This is a genomic window from Borrelia duttonii Ly, assembly GCF_000019685.1.
Lineage (GTDB): Bacteria > Spirochaetota > Spirochaetia > Borreliales > Borreliaceae > Borrelia > Borrelia duttonii.
The window spans coordinates 448,039-468,130 of the sequence record NC_011229.1; the positions used below are offsets into that span (position 1 = coordinate 448,039).

At 32.0% G+C, this 20,092-nt stretch carries 14 protein-coding genes, 2 tRNA genes and 3 rRNA genes; 8 read left to right on the forward strand and 11 right to left on the reverse strand.

Features of this window, described 5'->3' with window-relative positions; genetic code table 11:
* Positions 1-41: 41 nt before the first annotated feature.
* The 3 genes from rrf to BDU_RS02070 form a co-directional block, all read right to left on the reverse strand.
* Positions 42-152 (reverse strand): 5S ribosomal RNA (gene rrf, locus BDU_RS02060).
* Between the two features lie 22 nt (positions 153-174).
* Positions 175-3,112: ribosomal RNA gene (locus tag BDU_RS02065) — 23S ribosomal RNA — on the reverse strand.
* 142 nt (positions 3,113-3,254) lie between these two features.
* Positions 3,255-4,091, reverse strand: coding sequence for a Cof-type HAD-IIB family hydrolase (locus BDU_RS02070; RefSeq protein WP_041177712.1), 837 nt, complete (start codon positions 4,089-4,091; stop codon positions 3,255-3,257).
* Between the two features lie 136 nt (positions 4,092-4,227).
* On the opposite strand from BDU_RS02070, the gene hpt reads away from it, so the two are divergent.
* Genes hpt through purB form a run of 3 tightly spaced genes read left to right on the forward strand, consistent with a single transcriptional unit; the run spans position 4,228 to position 7,424 of the window.
* On the forward strand, positions 4,228-4,752 hold the full coding sequence (gene hpt / locus BDU_RS02075; protein WP_012538177.1) for a hypoxanthine phosphoribosyltransferase: 525 nt from the start codon (positions 4,228-4,230) through the stop codon (positions 4,750-4,752).
* Between the two features lie 9 nt (positions 4,753-4,761).
* Entirely contained in the window at positions 4,762-6,045 is a 1,284-nt protein-coding gene (locus tag BDU_RS02080; protein ID WP_012538178.1) for an adenylosuccinate synthase, read from the forward strand.
* Entirely contained in the window at positions 6,030-7,424 is a 1,395-nt protein-coding gene (purB, locus tag BDU_RS02085) for an adenylosuccinate lyase (protein WP_012538179.1), read from the forward strand. Before BDU_RS02080 ends, purB begins: the two co-directional genes overlap by 16 nt.
* Positions 7,425-7,429: 5 nt before the next feature.
* Here the strand turns inward: purB and BDU_RS02090 are convergent, their stop codons facing one another.
* Positions 7,430-7,984: a DNA-3-methyladenine glycosylase gene (locus BDU_RS02090; RefSeq protein WP_041177781.1), complete on the reverse strand. Its 555-nt coding sequence runs from the start codon at positions 7,982-7,984 to the stop codon at positions 7,430-7,432.
* A 166-nt stretch (positions 7,985-8,150) separates the two neighbouring features.
* Between BDU_RS02090 and BDU_RS02095 the strand changes: the two genes are divergently transcribed.
* Positions 8,151-8,224, forward strand: a tRNA-Ile gene (locus BDU_RS02095).
* Between the two features lie 323 nt (positions 8,225-8,547).
* On the opposite strand, the gene BDU_RS02100 is transcribed toward BDU_RS02095, so the two are convergent.
* From BDU_RS02100 to rsmI, 3 genes are all read right to left on the reverse strand, one after another.
* Positions 8,548-8,621: transfer RNA gene (locus BDU_RS02100), tRNA-Ala, on the reverse strand.
* Positions 8,622-8,707: 86 nt separating this feature from the next.
* Positions 8,708-10,244, reverse strand: a 16S ribosomal RNA gene (locus tag BDU_RS02105).
* A gap of 495 nt (positions 10,245-10,739) precedes the next feature.
* Entirely contained in the window at positions 10,740-11,414 is a 675-nt protein-coding gene (rsmI, locus tag BDU_RS02110; RefSeq protein ID WP_012538181.1) for a 16S rRNA (cytidine(1402)-2'-O)-methyltransferase, read from the reverse strand.
* A 256-nt stretch (positions 11,415-11,670) separates the two neighbouring features.
* Between rsmI and BDU_RS02115 the strand changes: the two genes are divergently transcribed.
* On the forward strand, positions 11,671-11,988 hold the full coding sequence (locus BDU_RS02115; protein WP_012538182.1) for a hypothetical protein: 318 nt from the start codon (positions 11,671-11,673) through the stop codon (positions 11,986-11,988).
* Between the two features lie 6 nt (positions 11,989-11,994).
* On the opposite strand, the gene BDU_RS02120 is transcribed toward BDU_RS02115, so the two are convergent.
* A complete protein-coding gene (locus BDU_RS02120; RefSeq protein ID WP_012538183.1) occupies positions 11,995-12,384 on the reverse strand; it encodes a DUF1893 domain-containing protein in 390 nt (129 codons plus the stop codon).
* Between the two features lie 113 nt (positions 12,385-12,497).
* On the opposite strand from BDU_RS02120, the gene BDU_RS02125 reads away from it, so the two are divergent.
* The 3 genes from BDU_RS02125 to BDU_RS02135 all read left to right on the forward strand — a co-directional run bounded on the left by BDU_RS02125 (position 12,498) and on the right by BDU_RS02135 (position 14,716).
* Positions 12,498-13,076 carry a YigZ family protein gene (locus tag BDU_RS02125; RefSeq protein ID WP_012538184.1) on the forward strand — a complete coding sequence of 193 codons (579 nt, stop codon included), beginning with the start codon at positions 12,498-12,500 and terminating at the stop codon, positions 13,074-13,076.
* A gap of 196 nt (positions 13,077-13,272) precedes the next feature.
* Positions 13,273-14,037, forward strand: coding sequence for a ParA family protein (locus tag BDU_RS02130; protein ID WP_012538185.1), 765 nt, complete (start codon positions 13,273-13,275; stop codon positions 14,035-14,037).
* Positions 14,027-14,716 (forward strand): hypothetical protein, encoded by a 690-nt coding sequence (locus tag BDU_RS02135; protein ID WP_012538186.1) that lies wholly within the window; start codon positions 14,027-14,029, stop codon positions 14,714-14,716. The genes BDU_RS02130 and BDU_RS02135 overlap by 11 nt, the downstream gene beginning before the upstream one ends.
* On the opposite strand, the gene BDU_RS02140 is transcribed toward BDU_RS02135, so the two are convergent.
* The 3 genes from BDU_RS02140 to gyrB form a co-directional block, all read right to left on the reverse strand.
* On the reverse strand, positions 14,709-15,491 hold the full coding sequence (locus BDU_RS02140; RefSeq protein WP_012538187.1) for a ParB/RepB/Spo0J family partition protein: 783 nt from the start codon (positions 15,489-15,491) through the stop codon (positions 14,709-14,711). The two genes, BDU_RS02135 and BDU_RS02140, sit on opposite strands and share 8 nt — an antisense overlap.
* 136 nt (positions 15,492-15,627) lie before the next feature.
* A complete protein-coding gene (gene gyrA, locus BDU_RS02145; RefSeq protein WP_041177713.1) occupies positions 15,628-18,060 on the reverse strand; it encodes a DNA topoisomerase (ATP-hydrolyzing) subunit A in 2,433 nt (810 codons plus the stop codon).
* A gap of 11 nt (positions 18,061-18,071) precedes the next feature.
* Positions 18,072-19,976, reverse strand: coding sequence for a DNA topoisomerase (ATP-hydrolyzing) subunit B (gene gyrB, locus BDU_RS02150; protein ID WP_040236353.1), 1,905 nt, complete (start codon positions 19,974-19,976; stop codon positions 18,072-18,074).
* Positions 19,977-20,092 lie beyond the last annotated feature (116 nt).

Here is a 20,092-nt window from a genome sequence, read left to right on the forward strand (position 1 = left end):
GTTTTAAAATAAACACTAACAGTACAATAAAACGAAAAAAACCCTGGCAATAACTTACTCTCCCGCGAACTCGCAGTACCATCAGCGAATAAGAGCTTAACTTCTGTGTTCGGAATGATAACAGGTGTTTCCTCTTTTCTTTAATCACCAGGGTATTTACAGGAAGACAAAAATATGGTCAAAGATTCGGGTAATTAGTATTAGTCAGCTTAATATATTACTATACTTACACTTCTAACCTATCAACCTGGTATTCTTCCAGGACCCTCTAATAGGATATCTAATCTTGAGGAAGGCTTCCCACTTAGATGCTTTCAGCGGTTATCCCTTCCGAACGTAGCTACCCAGCACTTACCCTTGGCAGGATAACTGGTAAACCAGAGGTTCGTCCATCTCGGTCCTCTCGTACTAGAGATAGAGCCTCTCAAATATCCAACGCTTGTGGCAGATAGGGACCAAACTGTCTCACGACGTTCTGAACCCAGCTCGCGTACCGCTTTAAATGGCGAACAGCCATACCCTTAGGACCTGCTCCAGCCCTAGGATGCGATGAGCCGACATCGAGGTGCCAAACCCTTCCGTCGATATGAACTCTTGGGAAGGATAAGCCTGTTATCCCCGGAGTACCTTTTATTCGTTAAGTGACGGCGCTTCCACTCGCCACCGCCAGATCACTAAGACCTACTTTCGTATCTGCTCGACTTGTCAGTCTCACAGTTAAGCTACCTTATGCCTTTACACTTACAGAGTGATTTCCAACCACTCTAAGGTAACCTTTGCGCACCTCCGTTACTCTTTGGGAGGCGACCGCCCCAGTCAAACTACCCACCTGGCACTCTCCTCATATCACTATGAGTTAGAAACTTAATTAAACAAGGGTGGTATTTCAAGTACGACTCCACTATCCCTAACGAGATAGCTTCAAAGTCTCCCACCTATCCTACACATATTTAACCAAACCTCAATACCAGGCTATAGTAAAGGTTCACGGGGTCTTTCCGTCTAACCACAAGTAATCGGCATCTTCACCGATACTTCAATTTCACCGAGCTCCACGTTGAGACAGCGTCCAAATCGTTACACCATTCGTGCGGGTCGGAACTTACCCGACAAGGAATTTCGCTACCTTAGGACCGTTATAGTTACGGCCGCCGTTTACTGGGGCTTAAATTTAATGCTTCGCTTTGACACTAACATCTCCTCTTAACCTTCCAGCACCGGGCAGGTGTCAGTCCCTATACTTCTCTTTACAGATTTGCAGAGACCTGTGTTTTTGGTAAACAGTCGTTTGGACCATTTTTATGCTACCTAATCTCTTAGGTCATACTTATCCCGAAGTTACGTATGTATTTTGCAGAGTTCCTTAACGTGGATTCTCTCGCGCGCCTTAGAATTTTCATCCCACCTACCTGTGTCGGTTTGCGGTACGGTCCCTTATAGCCTAACCTTAGAAGTTATTTCTTGGCACCTTGACTACCTACATTTCATGTTGCCAAAACAACACTCATCATCACATCTCAGCTCTTTTAGCGGATTTGCCTACTAAAATCAACACCTTAATGCTTAAACTAGGACTACCATCGCCTAGCAGTAGTTAACCTCATGCGTCACTCCAATCGAAACTATAAGAGGTACGGGAATATTAACCCGTTTCCCATCGACTTCACTCTTCAGCTTTGCCTTAGGGGCCGACTAACCCTGGGAAGACGACCTTCACCCAGGAAACCTTAGGTTTTCGGCGAATGGGGATCTCACCCATTTTTTCGTTACTCATACCTGCATTCTCACTTCTGATACCTCCATCAAACTTCTCAGTTTAACTTCACAAGCTTACAGAACGCTCCTCTACCATTCTAATTAAATTAGAATCCAAAGCTTCGGTAATGTATTTAAGCCCCGTTACATTGTCGGCGCTCAAGTACTCGACCAGTGAGCTATTACGCACTCTTTAAAGGTATGGCTGCTTCTAAGCCAACCTCCTGGCTGTTTACGTACCTAAACATCCTTTTCCACTTAATACATTTTTGAGACCTTAGCTGTTGGTCTGGGTTGTTTCCCTCTCGACCATGGACCTTATCGCCCATAGTCTCACTCCTATTCATCATACAATAGCATTCGGAGTTTAACTGAGTTTGGTACCCTTTGACAGGCCCTAGCTCAATTAGTGCTCTACCTCTATTGCACTAAAATAAGGCTGAACTTAAATCCATTTCGAGGAGAACCAGCTATCTCCGAGTTTGTTTAGCCTTTCACTCCTATTCACAGCTCATCCCTGCCTTTTTAAACAGACTAGGGTTCGGCCCTCCACTTGGTTTCACCCAAGCTTCAGCCTGGCCATAAATAGATCACTCGGCTTCGGGTCTACCACATCTAACTAAATCGCCCGTTTAAGACTCGCTTTCGCTGAGGCTCCAGCACTACTATGCCTTAACCTTGCTAGACATGATAACTCGCAGGTTCATTATGCAAAAGGCACGCCATCACCATGAATATATCATGGCTTTGACTGCTTGTAAGTCCACGGTTTCAGTTCTATTTCACTCCCCTCCCGGGGTTCTTTTCACCTTTCCCTCACGGTACTCTTCACTATCGGTAGCTTTATAGTATTTAGCCTTGGAGAGTGGTCTCCCCAGCTTCAGACAAGGTTTCTCGTGTCCCGTCCTACTTAGGAACATCTTTAAGAAGATATTTATATTTAAATTACAGGGCTGTCACCTTCTCTGGCTAACTTTTCCAAGCTATTCTTCTATATAAATATTTTGTAACTTCTCAGCTTATTGCAGACTAAGCTCCAAGCGTCCTACAACCCTCTAAATGCAACGCTCTGCAGCTTGACACATTTAAAGTTTAGGCTACTCCCCTTTCGCTCGCCACTACTTAGGGAATCTCTTTGATTTCTTTTCCTCAGGGTACTTAGATGGTTCACTTCCCCTGGTATAGCCTCTACCACATAAGCAGTAGATAATTAGCATCTAACTAATTGGATTACTCCATTCGGTAATCTTGGGATCATAGAATGTTTGCTTCTCCCCCAAGCTTTTCGCAGCTTACCACGACCTTCTTCGCCTTAAAGCTCCTAGGCATCCACCATAGACTCTTTATTACTTTGACCATATTTTTATCTTCCATCTCTAACTTGCCAATCGTTTATACAACATAAAATAATATATACTTTTAATTTTACTATGTCAATACCATTATTACACTTTTTATCAAATATTTTTTTAAGATTAAAAAAAGAATAAAAACAAAAATTAATTAATATCAAGATCAAAAAATTCTATTAAAAATTTTGCAACCCCATCATTATCATTACAAAATTTTGTAAGCTCATTGTTTGGCAAACTATTCTTAACACGATCATGTGCATTTTTCATTAAAATGCCCTTACCAACATTTTTTAACATTTCATAATCATTGCCATTATCACCAAATGCCAAAATAGAATCAACGCCAATACATTCACACAAAGAAATATTTTTAATAGCATTATATTTGCTAGCATCAACATTTGTAATTTCAAAAAGATCATTAGCAGAATAAAACATACTTATGCCTTTAAAATTTTTCTCTCTAAGAGTATTTGCAAATTCTTCAAGCCTCAGTAAATCATGAGAATAATAAACTATCTTAGAACAAGAATTTATTTTAAGCTCAGATAAATCAGTAATAATTGGTTTTATTCCCAAATTTTGAATAAAATGATTCATAATTGGACTTCTAATCTCTCTATCAGAATACCAATCATGAAGATCATAAAGATTAATATCAATACCTTCTCTATCTACCTTAAAAATTTCTCTTACTATACCATAATCAATACTACATCTTAATAAAAGATCATTATTTAAAAATACCTCAGATCCATTGGCTGTTACAATATAACCCTCATTAATTCTTAAGTCTTGAAGCTGAAGCAAAATATCCCTAATTTCATATAATCTTCTACCAGTAGCAATAATTATATGAAAATCATCTCTCAACCTTAATAAAACCTTAAGGGTCAATGGGGTAATTTCATGCTTACTATTAAGTAAAGTCCCATCAAGATCAAAAACCAACATCTTATACTTTTCATAATTGGCATTCATTGCAATATCCTCTTTTAAAATAAATGATATCACATCAAATTTACGAGGCATAGTTTTGCCTTGAATTAAATTAATAAAAAAAATATAATTATTATGTTTACAAAGGTTAAAAATAGAGAGTTAAATGTAAAGATTAATGAGTGATAAGATTTCAACTCTGTTTACAGAGAAAAAAATAAAAAGTAAAATCAAAGAACTAGCTCAAAAAATTAGAAGTTATTATAAAGACAAAAATAATGTGGTTTTTATATCGCTTCTCAAGGGTTCTTTCATGTTCTTTGCAGATATTACAAGAGAAATTGGACTTAACGTAAAAATAGATTTTTTGCAAGCCTCAAGTTATGGCAACAAAACTCTATCTTCATTAAACGTGTTGATAAAAAAAGACATTGAAATTAACATAGAAAACTGTTATGTAATAATATTTGATGATATCGTAGACACTGGACTTACATATAAAAAAATAATTGCACACTTACAAACTAAAAAACCCAAAGAAATCAAAATTTGTACGCTTTTCAACAAACCATCTAGAAGACTCACAGAAATAAAAATAGATTATACAGGTTTTGAAATTCAAAATGATTTCATCGTAGGATATGGTATTGATTTTAATGAAAAGCATAGAACTCTTAGAAGTGTAGCAAAAATAAATCAATAGGAGATAGGAATGGCAATTTATGCAGTTGTTGGAACTCAATGGGGTGATGAGGGGAAGGGAAAAATTATAGATTTTCTCTCATCAAAAATAGATTATGTTGTAAGATTTAACGGAGGAAATAATGCCGGTCACACAATAGTTGTAAACGACAAAAAATTCATTTTCAATCTATTACCATCAGGTGTTTTGCAAGGAGCAAAATGCATACTAGGACCTAGTGTAGTAATTGATCCACTCATTTTAATTCAAGAACTTGAAGTACTCAAAAATAATAATATCAAAACAGAAATATTCATAAGTGATAAAGCACATATAATAATGCCCTATCACATTAAATTTGATGAACTTAGTGAACAAAAAAAAGGTATCCATAAAATTGGCACTACAAAAAAGGGCATTGGCCCATGCTACGCTGACAAAATAAACAGAATAGGAATCAGAACTATTGATTTACTAAACACAGAGATTTTTGCAAATAAATTAAAGACAAATTTAGAAGAAAAAAATCAAATTATAGAAAAAATATATAACGATAAACCCTTAGACTATGACGATATTTTAAATACATATAAAAAATATATAGAAATACTCAAATCTTTAATTACTAATACAGAAAAAATATTACATCATGCCATAAATTCAGAAAAACATATCCTAATAGAAGGAGCACAAGGCACAATGCTTGATATTGAACATGGAACATTTCCATTTGTAACTTCAAGCAACACATTAATTACAGCAGCAGCAGGATGTGGTATTCCCATATCAAAAATCAAACAAAAAATTGGAATAATAAAAGCATTCTCATCAAGAGTAGGCTCAGGACCTTTTGTAACAGAAATATCAAACTCTATTGGAGATATAATTCGAGAAAAAGGACAAGAATACGGTTCAACAACAAAAAGACCAAGAAGAATTGGCTGGCTTGATCTCTTGACAATAAAAAAAGCAATAGCTCTTAATGAACTAAATCATCTAGCACTAACAAAATTAGACATATTAAATAATATCGAATCCCTTAAAATTTGCACAGCCTATGAATTTCAAGGTAAAATATACGACTATATACCTACTTCTTGCGAAACAATTGAAAAAGTTAGACCTATATATAAAGTTTTTAAAGGATTTAAAGAAGATATTAGCAATATCAAAAATTATGATGATTTACCTATTGAAGCTAGAGAATATATTGAATTTATAGAAAAAGAAGTAGGTATCCAAATTTCAATTTTATCTGTTGGATCAGAAAGAGAAAAAACAATTTTTAGGAATCAAGAGTGGAGCAATATTTAAACCCATTAAAATCAAGATATGCAAGCAAAGAAATGCTCTATATTTTCTCACCTAAATTTAAATATACCACATGGAGAAAATTATGGTATAACTTGGCTTTGGTACAACAAGAATTAGGCATAAACATCAATAATGATCAACTTAATGAACTATCTAAACAAATTGAAAACATTGACTTTAAACTCGTAGAAAAATACGAGAAAAAATTCCAACATGAAGTTATGGCACATCTTTATGCTTATGCTGATTTAGTTGGAGAAGATGCTAAAAAAATTTTACATCTTGGTGTCACAAGTGCATATTTGATGGATAATACAGACTTAATCCAAATCAAAGAAGCTTTATTATTAATTGAAAAAAAATTAACAGAAATTATTATAATATTAAAACAATTTTCAATAAAATATAAAGATCTAGCAACACTTGCATATACACATTTACAAGAAGCACAACTAACAACTCTTGGGAAAAGAAGTAGTTTATGGCTTCAAAGTCTAATTTTTGATTTTAGAGAACTGAAATTCATACTTTCAAATATGTGTTTTAGAGGAGTAAAGGGAACAGTTGGTAATCAAAGTAGCTTTAAAGAATTATTTCTCTCTAATTTCGACAAAGTAAAAGATTTAGATATTAATCTCGCAAAAAAAATGGGATTTGAAAAGGTTTACAAAATAACTGGTCAAACCTATGATCGAAAATTTGATTCATCAATACTGAACTTTTTAAGCAACCTAGCTCAAAGTGCCCACAAAATTACAAATGACATCAGATTTATGCAACATCTTAGAGAAATTGAAGAAAATTTTGAAAAATATCAAATAGGCTCATCAGCAATGCCTTATAAAAGAAATCCCATTTACAGTGAAAGAGTAGCTTCACTTGCTAAATTCATAATAAGTCTACAATCAAGTGGTGGACTTATAGCAACAACTCAATGGCTTGAGAGAACCCTAGATGATTCGGCCTGCAAAAGACTAAATATTCCTCAAGCATTTTTGGCCACTGATGCTATTTTGATATTACTTAATCAAATATTTAGCAATATTAAGGTAAATGAACGCATAGTTGAAAAACATGTTCAAACAGAAATGCCATTTATATTAACAGAAGATATACTAATGAAAGCAACCAAAAATGGCGGTGATAGACAAATCTTACATGAAAAGATAAGAACTTATGCAATGCAAGTAAAGGAAAATTTATACTCAGGAAAAAATGAAAACAATTTAATTCAATTAATTCTCAATGATAAAAGTTTTAAATTAACATCCAAAGATATAAATGAAATCTTAAATCCAAATAAAAATATAGGATTTGCATCATCCCAAGTTGAAGATTTTATAAAAGAAATAATTGATCCCATTATCAAAAATCAATAACCAAACTAATATTTAGAAACAAATTTATTACCCTTTATATAAAATCTCCAAAGTTTATTTGCATACTCTTCACCTGCATAATGAACATTTATTCTCTTTGCACATACAATTTCAAAATTTAAAGATAAACTCTTCCTTAAAAAAAGCTTACTATCATTAAGCAAATCTATTTTGTTAAATTTTAAATCTATATTTAAAAATTTAGTAAGTTTGCCAGGTCCATTAGTAAATATTCTATCAACTTTTGGAGAAATAGGCTCAATGCCTCTTATTAAAACAGCATGGGGAGCATGTTTATCAGATGCCACAACATTTAACATATAATGCATACCATAAATCATATAAATATAAGCATATCCTCCAACATTATACATAGCACTAGTACGATTCGTTATTTTACCACCATAAGCATGACAAGCCTTATCAATAACACCCATATAGGCTTCTGTTTCAACAATTCTTGAAATAATCTCTATCTCATTTATTTTTCTAACTAATAAATGTCCAAGCAAAGACTGAGCCACAATAACAGCATCTTGCATAAAAAACTCTCTATTCATTAATACAATTCTAAACAAAACAAAAACCAAATTCAAAATTTATCGTAATGAAAACATATATTAAACAACAATCCAAAAAATAGTATAAATCATAATAGAAAAATAAACCGTATATTGACAAACCTAATAAAGTTCAATAGAATCTTAAAGGGTAAGAATATTTTAGGGGATCATAGCTCAGGTGGTGAGAGCGCAGGTCTGATAAACCTGAGGTCGGAGGTTCAAGTCCTCCTGGTCCCAATTTACTAAGACTCATTTTAAGAAACATCCAAATATTTAAAGAAATGCCTTACGCTTAGTGATTTGCAATTCCTAAACCCACATCTTAAAAATCAAAAATTAATTGTAACGAATGCAAACAAAAAATGAAAAAACAAAATCTAAATTAAGATCACTTATCATGAATTGCCATACGTAAACAACCGTACTTAATTAAAGACATAATAAAAAACACATTACCTAGACAATAAAATTAGAACGGATCCTTAACAATTTTAAATTTAGCTACAATCAACATAGCATTACTGCTAATTATAACCTCCATTTATTCAGCCTAAAATAAATGGAGGTTGAGGGACTCGAACCCTCGACCCCCGGCTTGCAAAGCCGATGCTCTAGCCAACTGAGCTAAACCCCCTAAAAATAGTCTTAGAAAAGACAAAGGAAGAGTTAAAACATAATTTACATTTCATAATTTACCTTTAAGTAATACCTTTCTCTTAGAAAGGAGGTGATCCAGCCACACTTTCCAGTACGGCTACCTTGTTACGACTTCACCCCCCTCACTAAACATACCTTAGATACCTTCCTCCCTTGCGGGTTAGAATAATAGCTTCGGGTATCCTCAACTCGGGTGGTGTGACGGGCGGTGTGTACAAGGCCCGAGAACGTATTCACCGTATCATTCTGATATACGATTACTAGCGATTCCAACTTCATGAAGTCGAGTTTCAGACTTCAATCTGGACTGAGACCTGCTTTATGCGTTTTGCTTCACATCACTGTTTCGCATCGCTTTGTACAGGCCATTGTAGCACGTGTGTAGCCCAGGACATAAGGGCCATGATGATTTGACGTCATCCTCACCTTCCTCCGGCTTATCACCGGCAGTCTCGTCTGAGTCCCCATCTTTACATGCTGGTAACAGACAATAAGGGTTGCGCTCGTTGCGGGACTTAACCCAACACCTCACAGCACGAGCTGACGACAACCATGCAGCACCTGTATACAGACCCCAAACGGGGAATAGTTATCTCTAACTACATCCTGTATATGTCAAGCCCTGGTAAGGTTCCTCGCGTATCATCGAATTAAACCACATGCTCCACCGCTTGTGCGGGCCCCCGTCAATTCCTTTGAGTTTCACTCTTGCGAGCATACTCCCCAGGCGGCACACTTAACACGTTAGCTTCGGTACTAACCTCTCGATTAACACCAAGTGTGCATCGTTTACAGCGTAGACTACCAGGGTATCTAATCCTGTTTGCTCCCTACGCTTTCGTGACTCAGCGTCAGTCTTGACCTAGAAGTTCGCCTTCGCCTCTGGTATTCTTCCTGATATCAACAGATTCCACCCTTACACCAGGAATTCTAACTTCCCCTATCAGACTCTAGTCATGCAGTTTCTAGCATAGCTCCACAGTTGAGCTGTGGTATTTTACGCACAGACTTGCATATCCGCCTACTCACCCTTTACGCCCAATAATCCCGAACAACGCTCGCCCCTTACGTATTACCGCGGCTGCTGGCACGTAATTAGCCGGGGCTTATTCATAAATTAACGTCATCACCTTGTCATTTCCTACAAAGCTTATTCCTCATTTATAAAAGAACTTTACAATCTTTCGACCTTCTTCGTTCACGCAGTGTCGCTCCGTCAGGCTTTCGCCCATTGCGGAAGATTCTTAGCTGCTGCCTCCCGTAGGAGTCTGGACCGTATCTCAGTTCCAGTGTGACCGTTCACCCTCTCAGGCCGGTTACTTATCATAGCCTTGGTAGGCTCTTACCCTACCAACTAGCTAATAAGACGCAGACTCATCTACAAGCGAAGCTTTAAAGGCTTCCTTTCATCAATTGACATCTCAACTGACCTTATTCGGTATTAGCTACTATTTCTAATAGTTATCCCCATCTCATAGGTAGATTATCCACGCGTTACTCACCCGTTCGCCACTGAATGTATTGCTACATCCCGTTTGACTTGCATGCTTAAGACGCACTGCCAGCGTTAGTTCTAAGCCAGGATCAAACTCTTCGTTATTTTTATTTCTAATTTAAAAAATTAACAGGTTATGTATTTTATTTGGCTTATTAAACCTTACTTAACTCTTCCCTTCTCTCTTCTTCCAATTTATAATATCAACTCTTACTACTTTATAACATACTCTATTCTTTGTCAATACTTAATCTTTATTTTTTATATCATTATTTCAAAGGAAATATTATCATACTATATAATTTTCCTATATTTGATTAATCTATTAACTATATCCAATATTTTCAATATTAAAAGATGTTTAAATTTTCAAGAAAGGAAAATTTCATAATTAAAATCAAACCTTAGTTTAAAATAACATCTATTTTAGTAAAAAATAACGCAACTAAAACAGCCAAATCAATTACCCAATAATCTTGAATGATTTATACTAACAATTCAAACATTTACAATTTTTTCATTCATAATTTACTCTTTGTCATAAAAACAATCAATACATAACATCATATAACGCATTTTTTTTATAAAAAACCACTAATATTAATTTTTAGACTTTCTACTAACCAAAATCGTAAATTCTCCTTTATCCTTATTATGTTTTTCAAAATATTTTTTCAATTCCAAAGGTTTGCCAATTTTATATTCTTCATATAACTTAGTCATTTCACGACCAACAAGAACATTGGCATTTAAATCTACTAAAGAAATTTCAGACAATAATTTTAAAATTCTATGACTAGACTCAAGCAAAATAAACGCATCTCCTCTATGATAAAGTTCTTCAATGCGCTTTACCCTTTTAACTCCTTTATTTGGCAAAAATCCTTCAAATACTATGACTTTATCTCTAAAAGGATTAACACTAATTACTGTATTAAAAGAGCTAATACCTGGAATAGGACAAATTTTATATCCATTTTTAAATGCTGCATCAACAAGCAAACTACCAGGATCACTAAGACAAGGAGTTCCCGCATCACTAACAAAAGCCACATTGCTTCCACTAGACAAATAACTTAACAATAAATCAATTCGCTTATATTCTGTTATAGCATTACAAGAAATTAATTTTTTAACAATACCATAATGAGATAAAAGTCTCTTAGCAATTCTTGTATCCTCAGCAAATATAACATCAACCAACTTTAAAATATCAATTGCACGATATGTAATATCACCTAAATTACCTATAGGCGTTCCCACAATATATAACACATGTTCTCCTTAAGAGTTTAAATATCAATCTACAAAAAAAACAAATTACCTTAATATTGTCTAATAATAATATTTAATACTCAATGGGATTTAATGCAAAAAAATTGCATACAACTTAAATCATCCGCAAAGCACTTGACACTGCAATAAAAATATTTAGTTTTTATATACTCATATAAGAAAATATTTATTTTTATGTTATATTTATATTGTTACTTAATTTTCACAACTGAAAACTAAAAGGCGGTAAAGTTTCATGTTAAAACTTATTAGAAAGATATTTGTAATCTATTTTTTATGCATCACACTTGCTGGAATTGCTATGGTTTTCATTGACAGCAAATTTTCTGAAAAAGAAACAATTCAAGATGGCAAGAGTCAAATTATCAAGCACACAATAAGTCCAAATTTAATTATGCTTACTTCTGCAGTTGGAGGCTTTTTAGGAACTTATTCTGGAGTATGGCTTTTTAATTATGAAAAAGATAACTTTTACTTAAGCTGGGGAAGTTTATTAATATTAATATATAACATAGGATTAATAATTTCTATATATTCCAAAACAAAGGAATAAATAAATTCAAAAATTACTCACAATAATTCCTCTTTTAATAAGATATTTATAAACTTCTTCTGGATTTTCCAAACTCTCAATTAAATTTTCAGTCTTATCATTTATCCTTTCTACCAGCTTTTTAAAGCTTACCCTTATTCCTCTACTTTCTAAAAAATCTTTAGCTGGTTGTGAAATAACACCTGCTTGGACATTTTGAAGCCCAATATTATAAATAATAACAGCAGCCGCCTTGCCTACAATTTTATCATAAATCTCTAAACCTTCTTTATTTTGAATATACTTATTAATAAAATTATCAACCTCTAAAAGGGGCTTTAAACCTCTCTCCATATTAGAGTAAAGTATTCTATGCTCTTTAAATAACCTCAATGTAGGATTTAAACCTGATATCATTTCAAAACCCTCTTAAACACTTGTACCCAAAATTAATAAAAATAATCTTTATTAATAATATACATAAATTAAAAATACTTCAACACAAAAAAGATGATATATTATTAAATTAAATGATGTTAATTCCTAAAGAAAATATTTATTCAAAAATTGAAGTCAAAAAATCAATTTTCTTATCATACATTTTCCATGTAACTACAAGAGAAGAAATAAACAAAATATTAAAAGAATATAAATTGAAATTTAAAACGGCAACTCATGTTGTCCATGGATTTAGAATTGGAAACTTAAATTCATTCACAAATGGAATGAGTGATGATAAAGAACCTAAACATACAGCTGGAAAACCCACTTTAGAAGCCATATTAAACAAAAATTTAACAGATACTCTTATTATTACAGTACGATATTTCGGTGGCACTCTACTTGGAAAACAAGGCTTAAACAAAGCATATTCTAAATCAGCATACGAAGTAATAAATAAAACAAATTTAATAGAAAAAGAAGAAAATGAAATATTATCTCTTAATCTAAACTACAATCAATACAATTTACTAATACGAATGCAAAACAAAATTGGAATTAAAATTATAGATGCAAGCTTTTTAGATAAGATACATACTAAAATACAATTTAACATAAAAAACAAAAACAATATCCTTAAATTTTTACAAGGAAATTCACTTCTATAATTTTATTTACGTTTAATTAATTTAACAATATAACTTTATCCAAAGTTAGACATTTAATCAAATTAAATGCTTACATTGTAGATATTGTTTAATTTACTAATTAACTATTTAGAAATAATTTTTCACATAGTATAATTTTTATTATTTATGTTTTAAAATAGAATATTATCAAAATACACAATAAGAGAAAATTTATATGACAATAATATCAATTATTAATCAAAAAGGTGGGGTAGGAAAAACAACTGGTGCTATAAATATAGCCTATGCAACAACATTACTACACAAAAAAACTCTATTAATAGATATTGACTCACAAGGAAATACTAGTAGTGGAGTCAATATTGCCAAAAAAGAAACTAAAAATTCAAGTTATGAGCTTATTTACAAAAAGAAAAAAATTAAACCTATCAAAAATTTCAACTTAGATATCATTCCTTCAAGTCTTAAATTAGCATTACTTGAAAAAGAACTAATAAATGAAATTGCAAGGGAAAATTTTTTAAAGAATGCATTAGAACAATATAAAAAAGATAACTATGATTTTATTATTCTTGATTGTCCTCCCACCCTGTCAATACTCACAATCAATGCTCTTGTTGCAAGTAAATACCTTTTAATACCAATAGAAACAGAATTTTTTGCATTTGAAGGAATAAATTTATTACTAGATACAATAACAGCTGTGAAACAGATTAACAAAAATCTAGAAATTGCTGGGGTATTTATAAATAAATACGATATTAGAAATAAAAGCAAAGAAAAATATATAGATTTATTACAAAAAGTATTTAAAGAAAAATTTTTAAATACCAAAATAAGAAAAAATATAAGTATTTCCAAATCTCAAGAAGCAAATATCCCAGTACACGTATATAACAAAGAAAGCAATGCAGCAAAAGATTTTTTAGCACTTACAAAAGAAATAATTGAAAAAATAGAAGGTAAAAATGTCAGATAATTTAGATACCCTAATGACCTTAATGGGTCAAAAGTTAGATAAAAATCAAAACAACGACAATAATTTAGCCAAACAAGAATTAATAGTAATTCAAAATAAAAATTTTAAATATGAAAACTTAGATCAAGAGATAGCCAATTTTTTAAAAAAGAAACAATATGAAATCTTTAACATATTTCACAATACATACACAGAAATTGGAAGAATACTAAAAGAAGCACAAGAAAAATTACGTGGAAGCAACCAATATGACGGACTTTTTTATAAATGGTTTACTAGTATGGGATTTAAAAAAGACAAAGTCTATTCATTAATATCACGATATGAATTGCTTGTCGAAAATTCCGATAAGCAATCCATAATAAAAAATTTACCACTATCATTATCATATGAAATTTCTAAAAAATCATGTCCTACTAATTTAAAAATGGAAGTTCTTAATGGAAAGATAAAAACTTTAAAAGAATTTAAATCACGTCATCAACAAAACAACAACAATAAAAACAATACAAAAATACAACTTAAAAAAGAAGATATTATAAAATTAATAGAATCACTTTTACAAAAATTAGAAAATATCAAAAAGATTGATTTAGATCAAATAAATAACAAAAAAGAATTTTTGATTATTTTACAAGAAATAAAACAAAAAATAAAAAATATAAAAAAAATTACTTAATATTTTCAAAAATAGAGATGATTCTCTTTAAATCAGAAGATGTAAAATAACTTATTTCTATTTTTCCCTTTTCCTTACTTCCTTTAATACTTATTTTAGTTTGTATTCTGCTTATTAAAAATTCTTTAATACTATTTAAAAAAGGATCTCTAGAAATTTCTGATTTATCATTGATAGTTTTATAAAGATTTTTAACATAATTTTCCGCATCTCTCACAGACAATTTCTTTTTAATTATTAAAAGATAAAGGGCATATCTATCTTGATTATCCTTTAACGACAATAAAACTTTAGCATGACCCAATGATATTTCTTTTTTATGCAAAGAATTTAATATTTCTTGTTCAAGTTCTAAAATCCTAACTAAATTGGCAACATGAGATCTATTTTTACCTATTTTTTCAGATAAAGCTTTTTGGGTTAAAGCATGTTTGTCCATAAGATTTTTATAAGCATACGCTTCTTCAACAGGAGTTAAGTTTTCACGTTGAATATTTTCAATTAATGACATAAAATCTTTATCTTTTGTACTAGCCTCTATCTCTATAACAGGAATCTGACTCATACCTGAAAGTTTAGCAGCTCTAAATCTCCTCTCCCCTATTATTATGTTATACCTACCATTATTAGGATAAACAATAATAGGCTGTAATATTCCATTTTCTTTTATAGAAATACTTAATTCTTCAAGTTCAGCAAGATTGATAGACTTTCTAGGCTGTGATTTATCTATATCTAAAAGATTTATATCTACCATTTTTAAAGATTCATCCATTTTATCAAAGCCCTCCTGTAATAATACAAAATTTTATAAAGTTGTTCCATGTTAATTTAACTTTCAATTTAAACAATCACAAAAAAAAAGAATGTTCCACGTGGAACATTCTAACAATATCATTAATATCGATTTATTATTTAATAAATTTTGAAACAGCTACTAATTTATCTTCATCAAGAGATAATACCTGCATTCCTCTAGCATCCTTACCTTGTTCAGATATTTTGTCAACTAATGTTCGTAACACTTTTGAACTTTTACTTATAAGCAATATTTCATCATCTTGAGAAACTGTAATAGCATCAACAACTTCACCTGCCTTTTCATCAGACTTCTTATAGCAAGTATACCCAGTAGAACCTCTCTTAAGCCCAGTTACTTTAGACACTTCTAATCGCTTTCCATATCCATTCTCAGACATAATTAAAAGATGAGATCCTTGTTTTATGGCTAAAGCCTTAATAAGCATATCTCCCTCTCTTACTTTCATTCCAGACACCCCTTGAGTTCCTCTATGTGTCAATCTAATGTCATTAGAACTAAATGCAAAAGCATTACCTTTCTTGGAAATACAAATAATTTTATCATCTCTAGATACAATCTCCGCACTTGTAACAAAATCTTTATCATCAAGTTTCATAATAATAACGCCCCTTGATTTAACAGTTTTAAACCCTTCAGTCTCAATACGTGCTATTTTTCCATTTGCGGTTGTTATTAACAAATAATTATCTACAGACAATTCACTGCAATTTTTAATAGCTAATATTTCTTCTTTTTCTCCTAAATTAATAAGTTCACGAATATTTTGTCCTCTTGAAGTTCTAGAAGAATCTTTAATCCCATAAGCATTAATTACATAAAGCTTACCTTCATTCGAAATCATCAATAAAAAGTCATGAGTATTTACACATAAAGCAACATTAACTTGATCGCTATCTTGTAAATCAAAAGAACCAAGGCCCTTACCACCTATACCTTGAAGTTTATATTCATCTTGTAAGACCCTTTTAATGAAACCTTGCTTTGTAAGAATAACAATAACATTTTCCCTCTGCATTAAATCTGACATACTAGTTTTTAAAACCTCCTCATCATAAATTATTTTTGTTCGGCGATCATCGCCAAATTTTAAACTTAAATTAATAATCTCTTCTCTTATCATATTAACAATTCTTGATGGACTTATTAGAATATCTTCATAATCTTTTATTAAAGCTAATACAACTTGAAAATCTTCTTCTATTTTTGCCACCTCAAGAGATGTCAACTTTTGTAACTTCATATCCAGTATAGAATTAGCCTGTATTTCCGATAGTTGAAATTCTCTCATAATACACTCTCTAGCATCTTTTACAAGTCTAGAAAATCGTATTATTTCTATTACTCTATCAATATTTCTTAGTGCAATATTCAACCCTTCAAGAATATGGGCCTTCTCTTGTGCTCTCTTTAAGTCAAACTCTACACGCCGTCTAAGAATATTCTTTCTATGCTCGATAAATTCAGATATAAGCTCTCTTAAATTTAATTGTTTAGGAATACCATTAACAAGAGCTAAATTATTTATACTAAAATTCCTCCTAAGTTCGGTATATTCATAAAGTAAATTCATCACAACATGAGGATCAAAACCTTTTTTTATTTCAAGAACAATTCTAATACCTTCACGATCCGACTCATCCCTTATATCAGATACACCTTCCAATTTTTCTTCTTTTATTAACAATGCAATCTTCATAAGTAAAGAAGATTTGTTAACAGCATAAGGTATTTGTGTAATTATAATAGAAATATTATCTTCCGACTTTTCTTCAATATGATAACGTGCTCGAATAACAACGCTACCTTTTCCCGTAGTATAAGCCTTAATTAAATTTTCATTATAAATGATCTCAGCATAAGTTGGAAAATCTGGACCTTTAATTATTGCTATTAAATCGTAAATAGAAACATCATCATGCTCCAACATATAAATTATGGCATCACAAACCTCTCTCAAATTATGAGGAGCCATATTTGTAGCCATCCCAACAGCAATACCACTAGAACCATTAACTAAAAGAAATGGAAAAGCTGCTGGTAAAACCTCAGGTTCAAGCAAAGAATCATCATAATTGGGCTTAAAATTAACAGTTTGTTTATCTATATCTATAACGAGTTCTTCTGCTATTTTTGCCATTCGAGCTTCAGTATATCGCATAGCAGCAGGAGGATCGCCATCAATAGAACCAAAATTTCCCTGTCCACTAACTATAGGATATCTTAACGAAAAATCCTGTGCAAGCCTTACAAGAGCCTCATAAATTGACTGATCACCATGAGGATGATACTTACCAAGAACATCTCCAACAATCCGCCCAGCCTTCTTAAACGACTTATCAGACTTAAGACCCATTTCATGCATTGAATATAAAATTCTTCTGTGAACAGGTTTAAGACCATCTCTAACATCAGGAAGAGCCCTTGAAACAATAACAGACATTGCATAATTTAAATACGAAGTCCTAACCTCATCTTCTATCTTTATATTTAATACTTGCTCTTTATTATTTTCAATTGCCATTAGTGCTCCAATCACACATCTAGATTTACTACATCAAGTGCATTCTGCTCAATAAATTCTCTTCTAGGTTCAACATCATCCCCCATAAGAGTAACAAAAATTTTCTCAGCTTGTATAGCATCATCTATTTCTATTAACTTCATTTTTCTAGTAGCAGGATTCATAGTAGTTTCCCAAAGTTGTGTAGGATTCATCTCTCCTAATCCTTTATATCTTTGTAAACTTACTTTATTCCTTTTAACAACATCAATCGACCCTAAAAAAGTTTCCTTTTCAAAATCATCATAAAAATAATGCACCTTATTTTCATGTTTAATCTTATAAAGAGGTGGCATAGCTATATATACATGCTTATTATCAATCAATTCTCTCATATAACGAAAGAAAAATGTAAGAAGTAATGTTCGAATATGAGATCCATCAACATCAGCATCAGCCATAATAATAATTTTATGATAGCGAAGCTTTTCAATATAAAAAGCTTTACCAACACCAGCTCCAAGAGATGCAATTATTGGAATCAGCTTATCATTTGTAATAACTTTATCTTCTCTGGTTTTCTCAACATTAAGCATTTTACCCCATAATGGCAAAATAGCTTGAAAAAACCTATCTCTTCCCATTTTTGCACTTCCTCCTGCAGAATCACCTTCTACAATGTAGATTTCTCTCTCTGCTGGATTTTTAGATGTACAATCCGCTAATTTACCAGGCAATGCCAAACTTTCAAATGCACTTTTCTTTCTCTCAGATTCCCTTGCTTTTCTTGCAGCTTCACGAGCACGAGCAGCTCTTATTGCCTTATTAAGAATAATATCTATTTCTACAAAATTTTCATTAATAATCCTTAAAAGTCCATCATATACAATGGTTTCAACAATTTTTTTTATATAAGAATTTCCTAATTTTCCTTTGGTTTGACCCTCAAACTGAGGTTCTGGCACTTTAATAGAAATTACTGCTGTTAGTCCTTCTTTAAAATCATCTAATGTAAGATTGGGAATATCTTTTTTGCTTATTTTTGAATCTCTAAAAGCCTCACTCATTGCTTTTAAAAGTCCACTCTTAAAGCCAGCAACATGAGTTCCTCCCTCCTTAGTATTAATATTATTTACAAAAGATAAAGTATTATCAGAATATCCTTCAGTCCATTTAAGACCAACACTAACAATAACATCATTACAAACTCCTTCAATAAAATAAGGACTACTTTGAATATTTTTATTATTATTAGTTATATAATCTACAAAAGCTTTTATCCCACCTTCAAAATAAAATTCTAAAAATTTTTCTTCGCCTAATCTCCTATCTTCAATCGAAATCCGTATTTTATCATTTAAAAATGCAAGTTCTCTAAGCCTCCTTGACAAAGTCTCAAAATCATATTTTAAAGTTTCAAAAATTTCAGAATCAGCAAAAAAAGTAACTTTCGTACCAGTAGTAGAACTTACTCCAACAACTTCAACCTCAGACGTCGGAATACCTCTTGAATACGTTTGTTTAAAAAGCTTTCCTTCTCTGCTAACAACTACTTCTAAGAAAGATGATAAAGCATTAACAACCGAAACTCCAACTCCATGAAGCCCACCAGAAACTTTATAAGTACCCTTATTAAATTTCCCTCCAGAATGTAATTTTGTCAAAACAAGTTCAAGTGCACTAATTCCTTCCTCTTCATGAATATCTGTAGGAATTCCCCTACCATTATCATTCACCATTATAGAATTATCTGAATTTATAACAACCTCTATCCTATCACAAAATCCTGCCAAGGCTTCATCAATACTGTTGTCAACAATTTCATAAACTAAATGATGCAATCCATTAATTGAAACAGAGCCAATATACATACCAGGACGTTTTCTAACAGCTTCAAGACCCTTTAAAACTTGAATATTACTAGCAACATAACTCATAAACCTTCCACACAATTAATCATAATATACGACATAAGCAAATTCTACATTAAAAACAATATAATATCCATTAAATGACACAAACTACAAAACACATCTAGCTTGACCTAAAAATA

Excerpts from the sequence above, each read along its gene's own strand:
- BDU_RS02070 (WP_041177712.1), bottom strand. The coding sequence starts at position 4,091 with ATGAATGCCAATTATGAAAAGTATAAGATGTTGGTTTTTGATCTTGAT.
- hpt (WP_012538177.1), top strand. The coding sequence starts at position 4,228 with ATGAGTGATAAGATTTCAACTCTGTTTACAGAGAAAAAAATAAAAAGT.
- BDU_RS02080 (WP_012538178.1), top strand. The coding sequence starts at position 4,762 with ATGGCAATTTATGCAGTTGTTGGAACTCAATGGGGTGATGAGGGGAAG.
- BDU_RS02090 (WP_041177781.1), bottom strand. The coding sequence starts at position 7,984 with ATGAATAGAGAGTTTTTTATGCAAGATGCTGTTATTGTGGCTCAGTCT.
- BDU_RS02115 (WP_012538182.1), top strand. The coding sequence starts at position 11,671 with ATGTTAAAACTTATTAGAAAGATATTTGTAATCTATTTTTTATGCATC.
- BDU_RS02120 (WP_012538183.1), bottom strand. The coding sequence starts at position 12,384 with ATGATATCAGGTTTAAATCCTACATTGAGGTTATTTAAAGAGCATAGA.
- BDU_RS02125 (WP_012538184.1), top strand. The coding sequence starts at position 12,498 with ATGATGTTAATTCCTAAAGAAAATATTTATTCAAAAATTGAAGTCAAA.
- BDU_RS02130 (WP_012538185.1), top strand. The coding sequence starts at position 13,273 with ATGACAATAATATCAATTATTAATCAAAAAGGTGGGGTAGGAAAAACA.
- BDU_RS02135 (WP_012538186.1), top strand. The coding sequence starts at position 14,027 with ATGTCAGATAATTTAGATACCCTAATGACCTTAATGGGTCAAAAGTTA.
- BDU_RS02140 (WP_012538187.1), bottom strand. The coding sequence starts at position 15,491 with ATGGATGAATCTTTAAAAATGGTAGATATAAATCTTTTAGATATAGAT.
- gyrA (WP_041177713.1), bottom strand. The coding sequence starts at position 18,060 with ATGGCAATTGAAAATAATAAAGAGCAAGTATTAAATATAAAGATAGAA.
- gyrB (WP_040236353.1), bottom strand. The coding sequence starts at position 19,976 with ATGAGTTATGTTGCTAGTAATATTCAAGTTTTAAAGGGTCTTGAAGCT.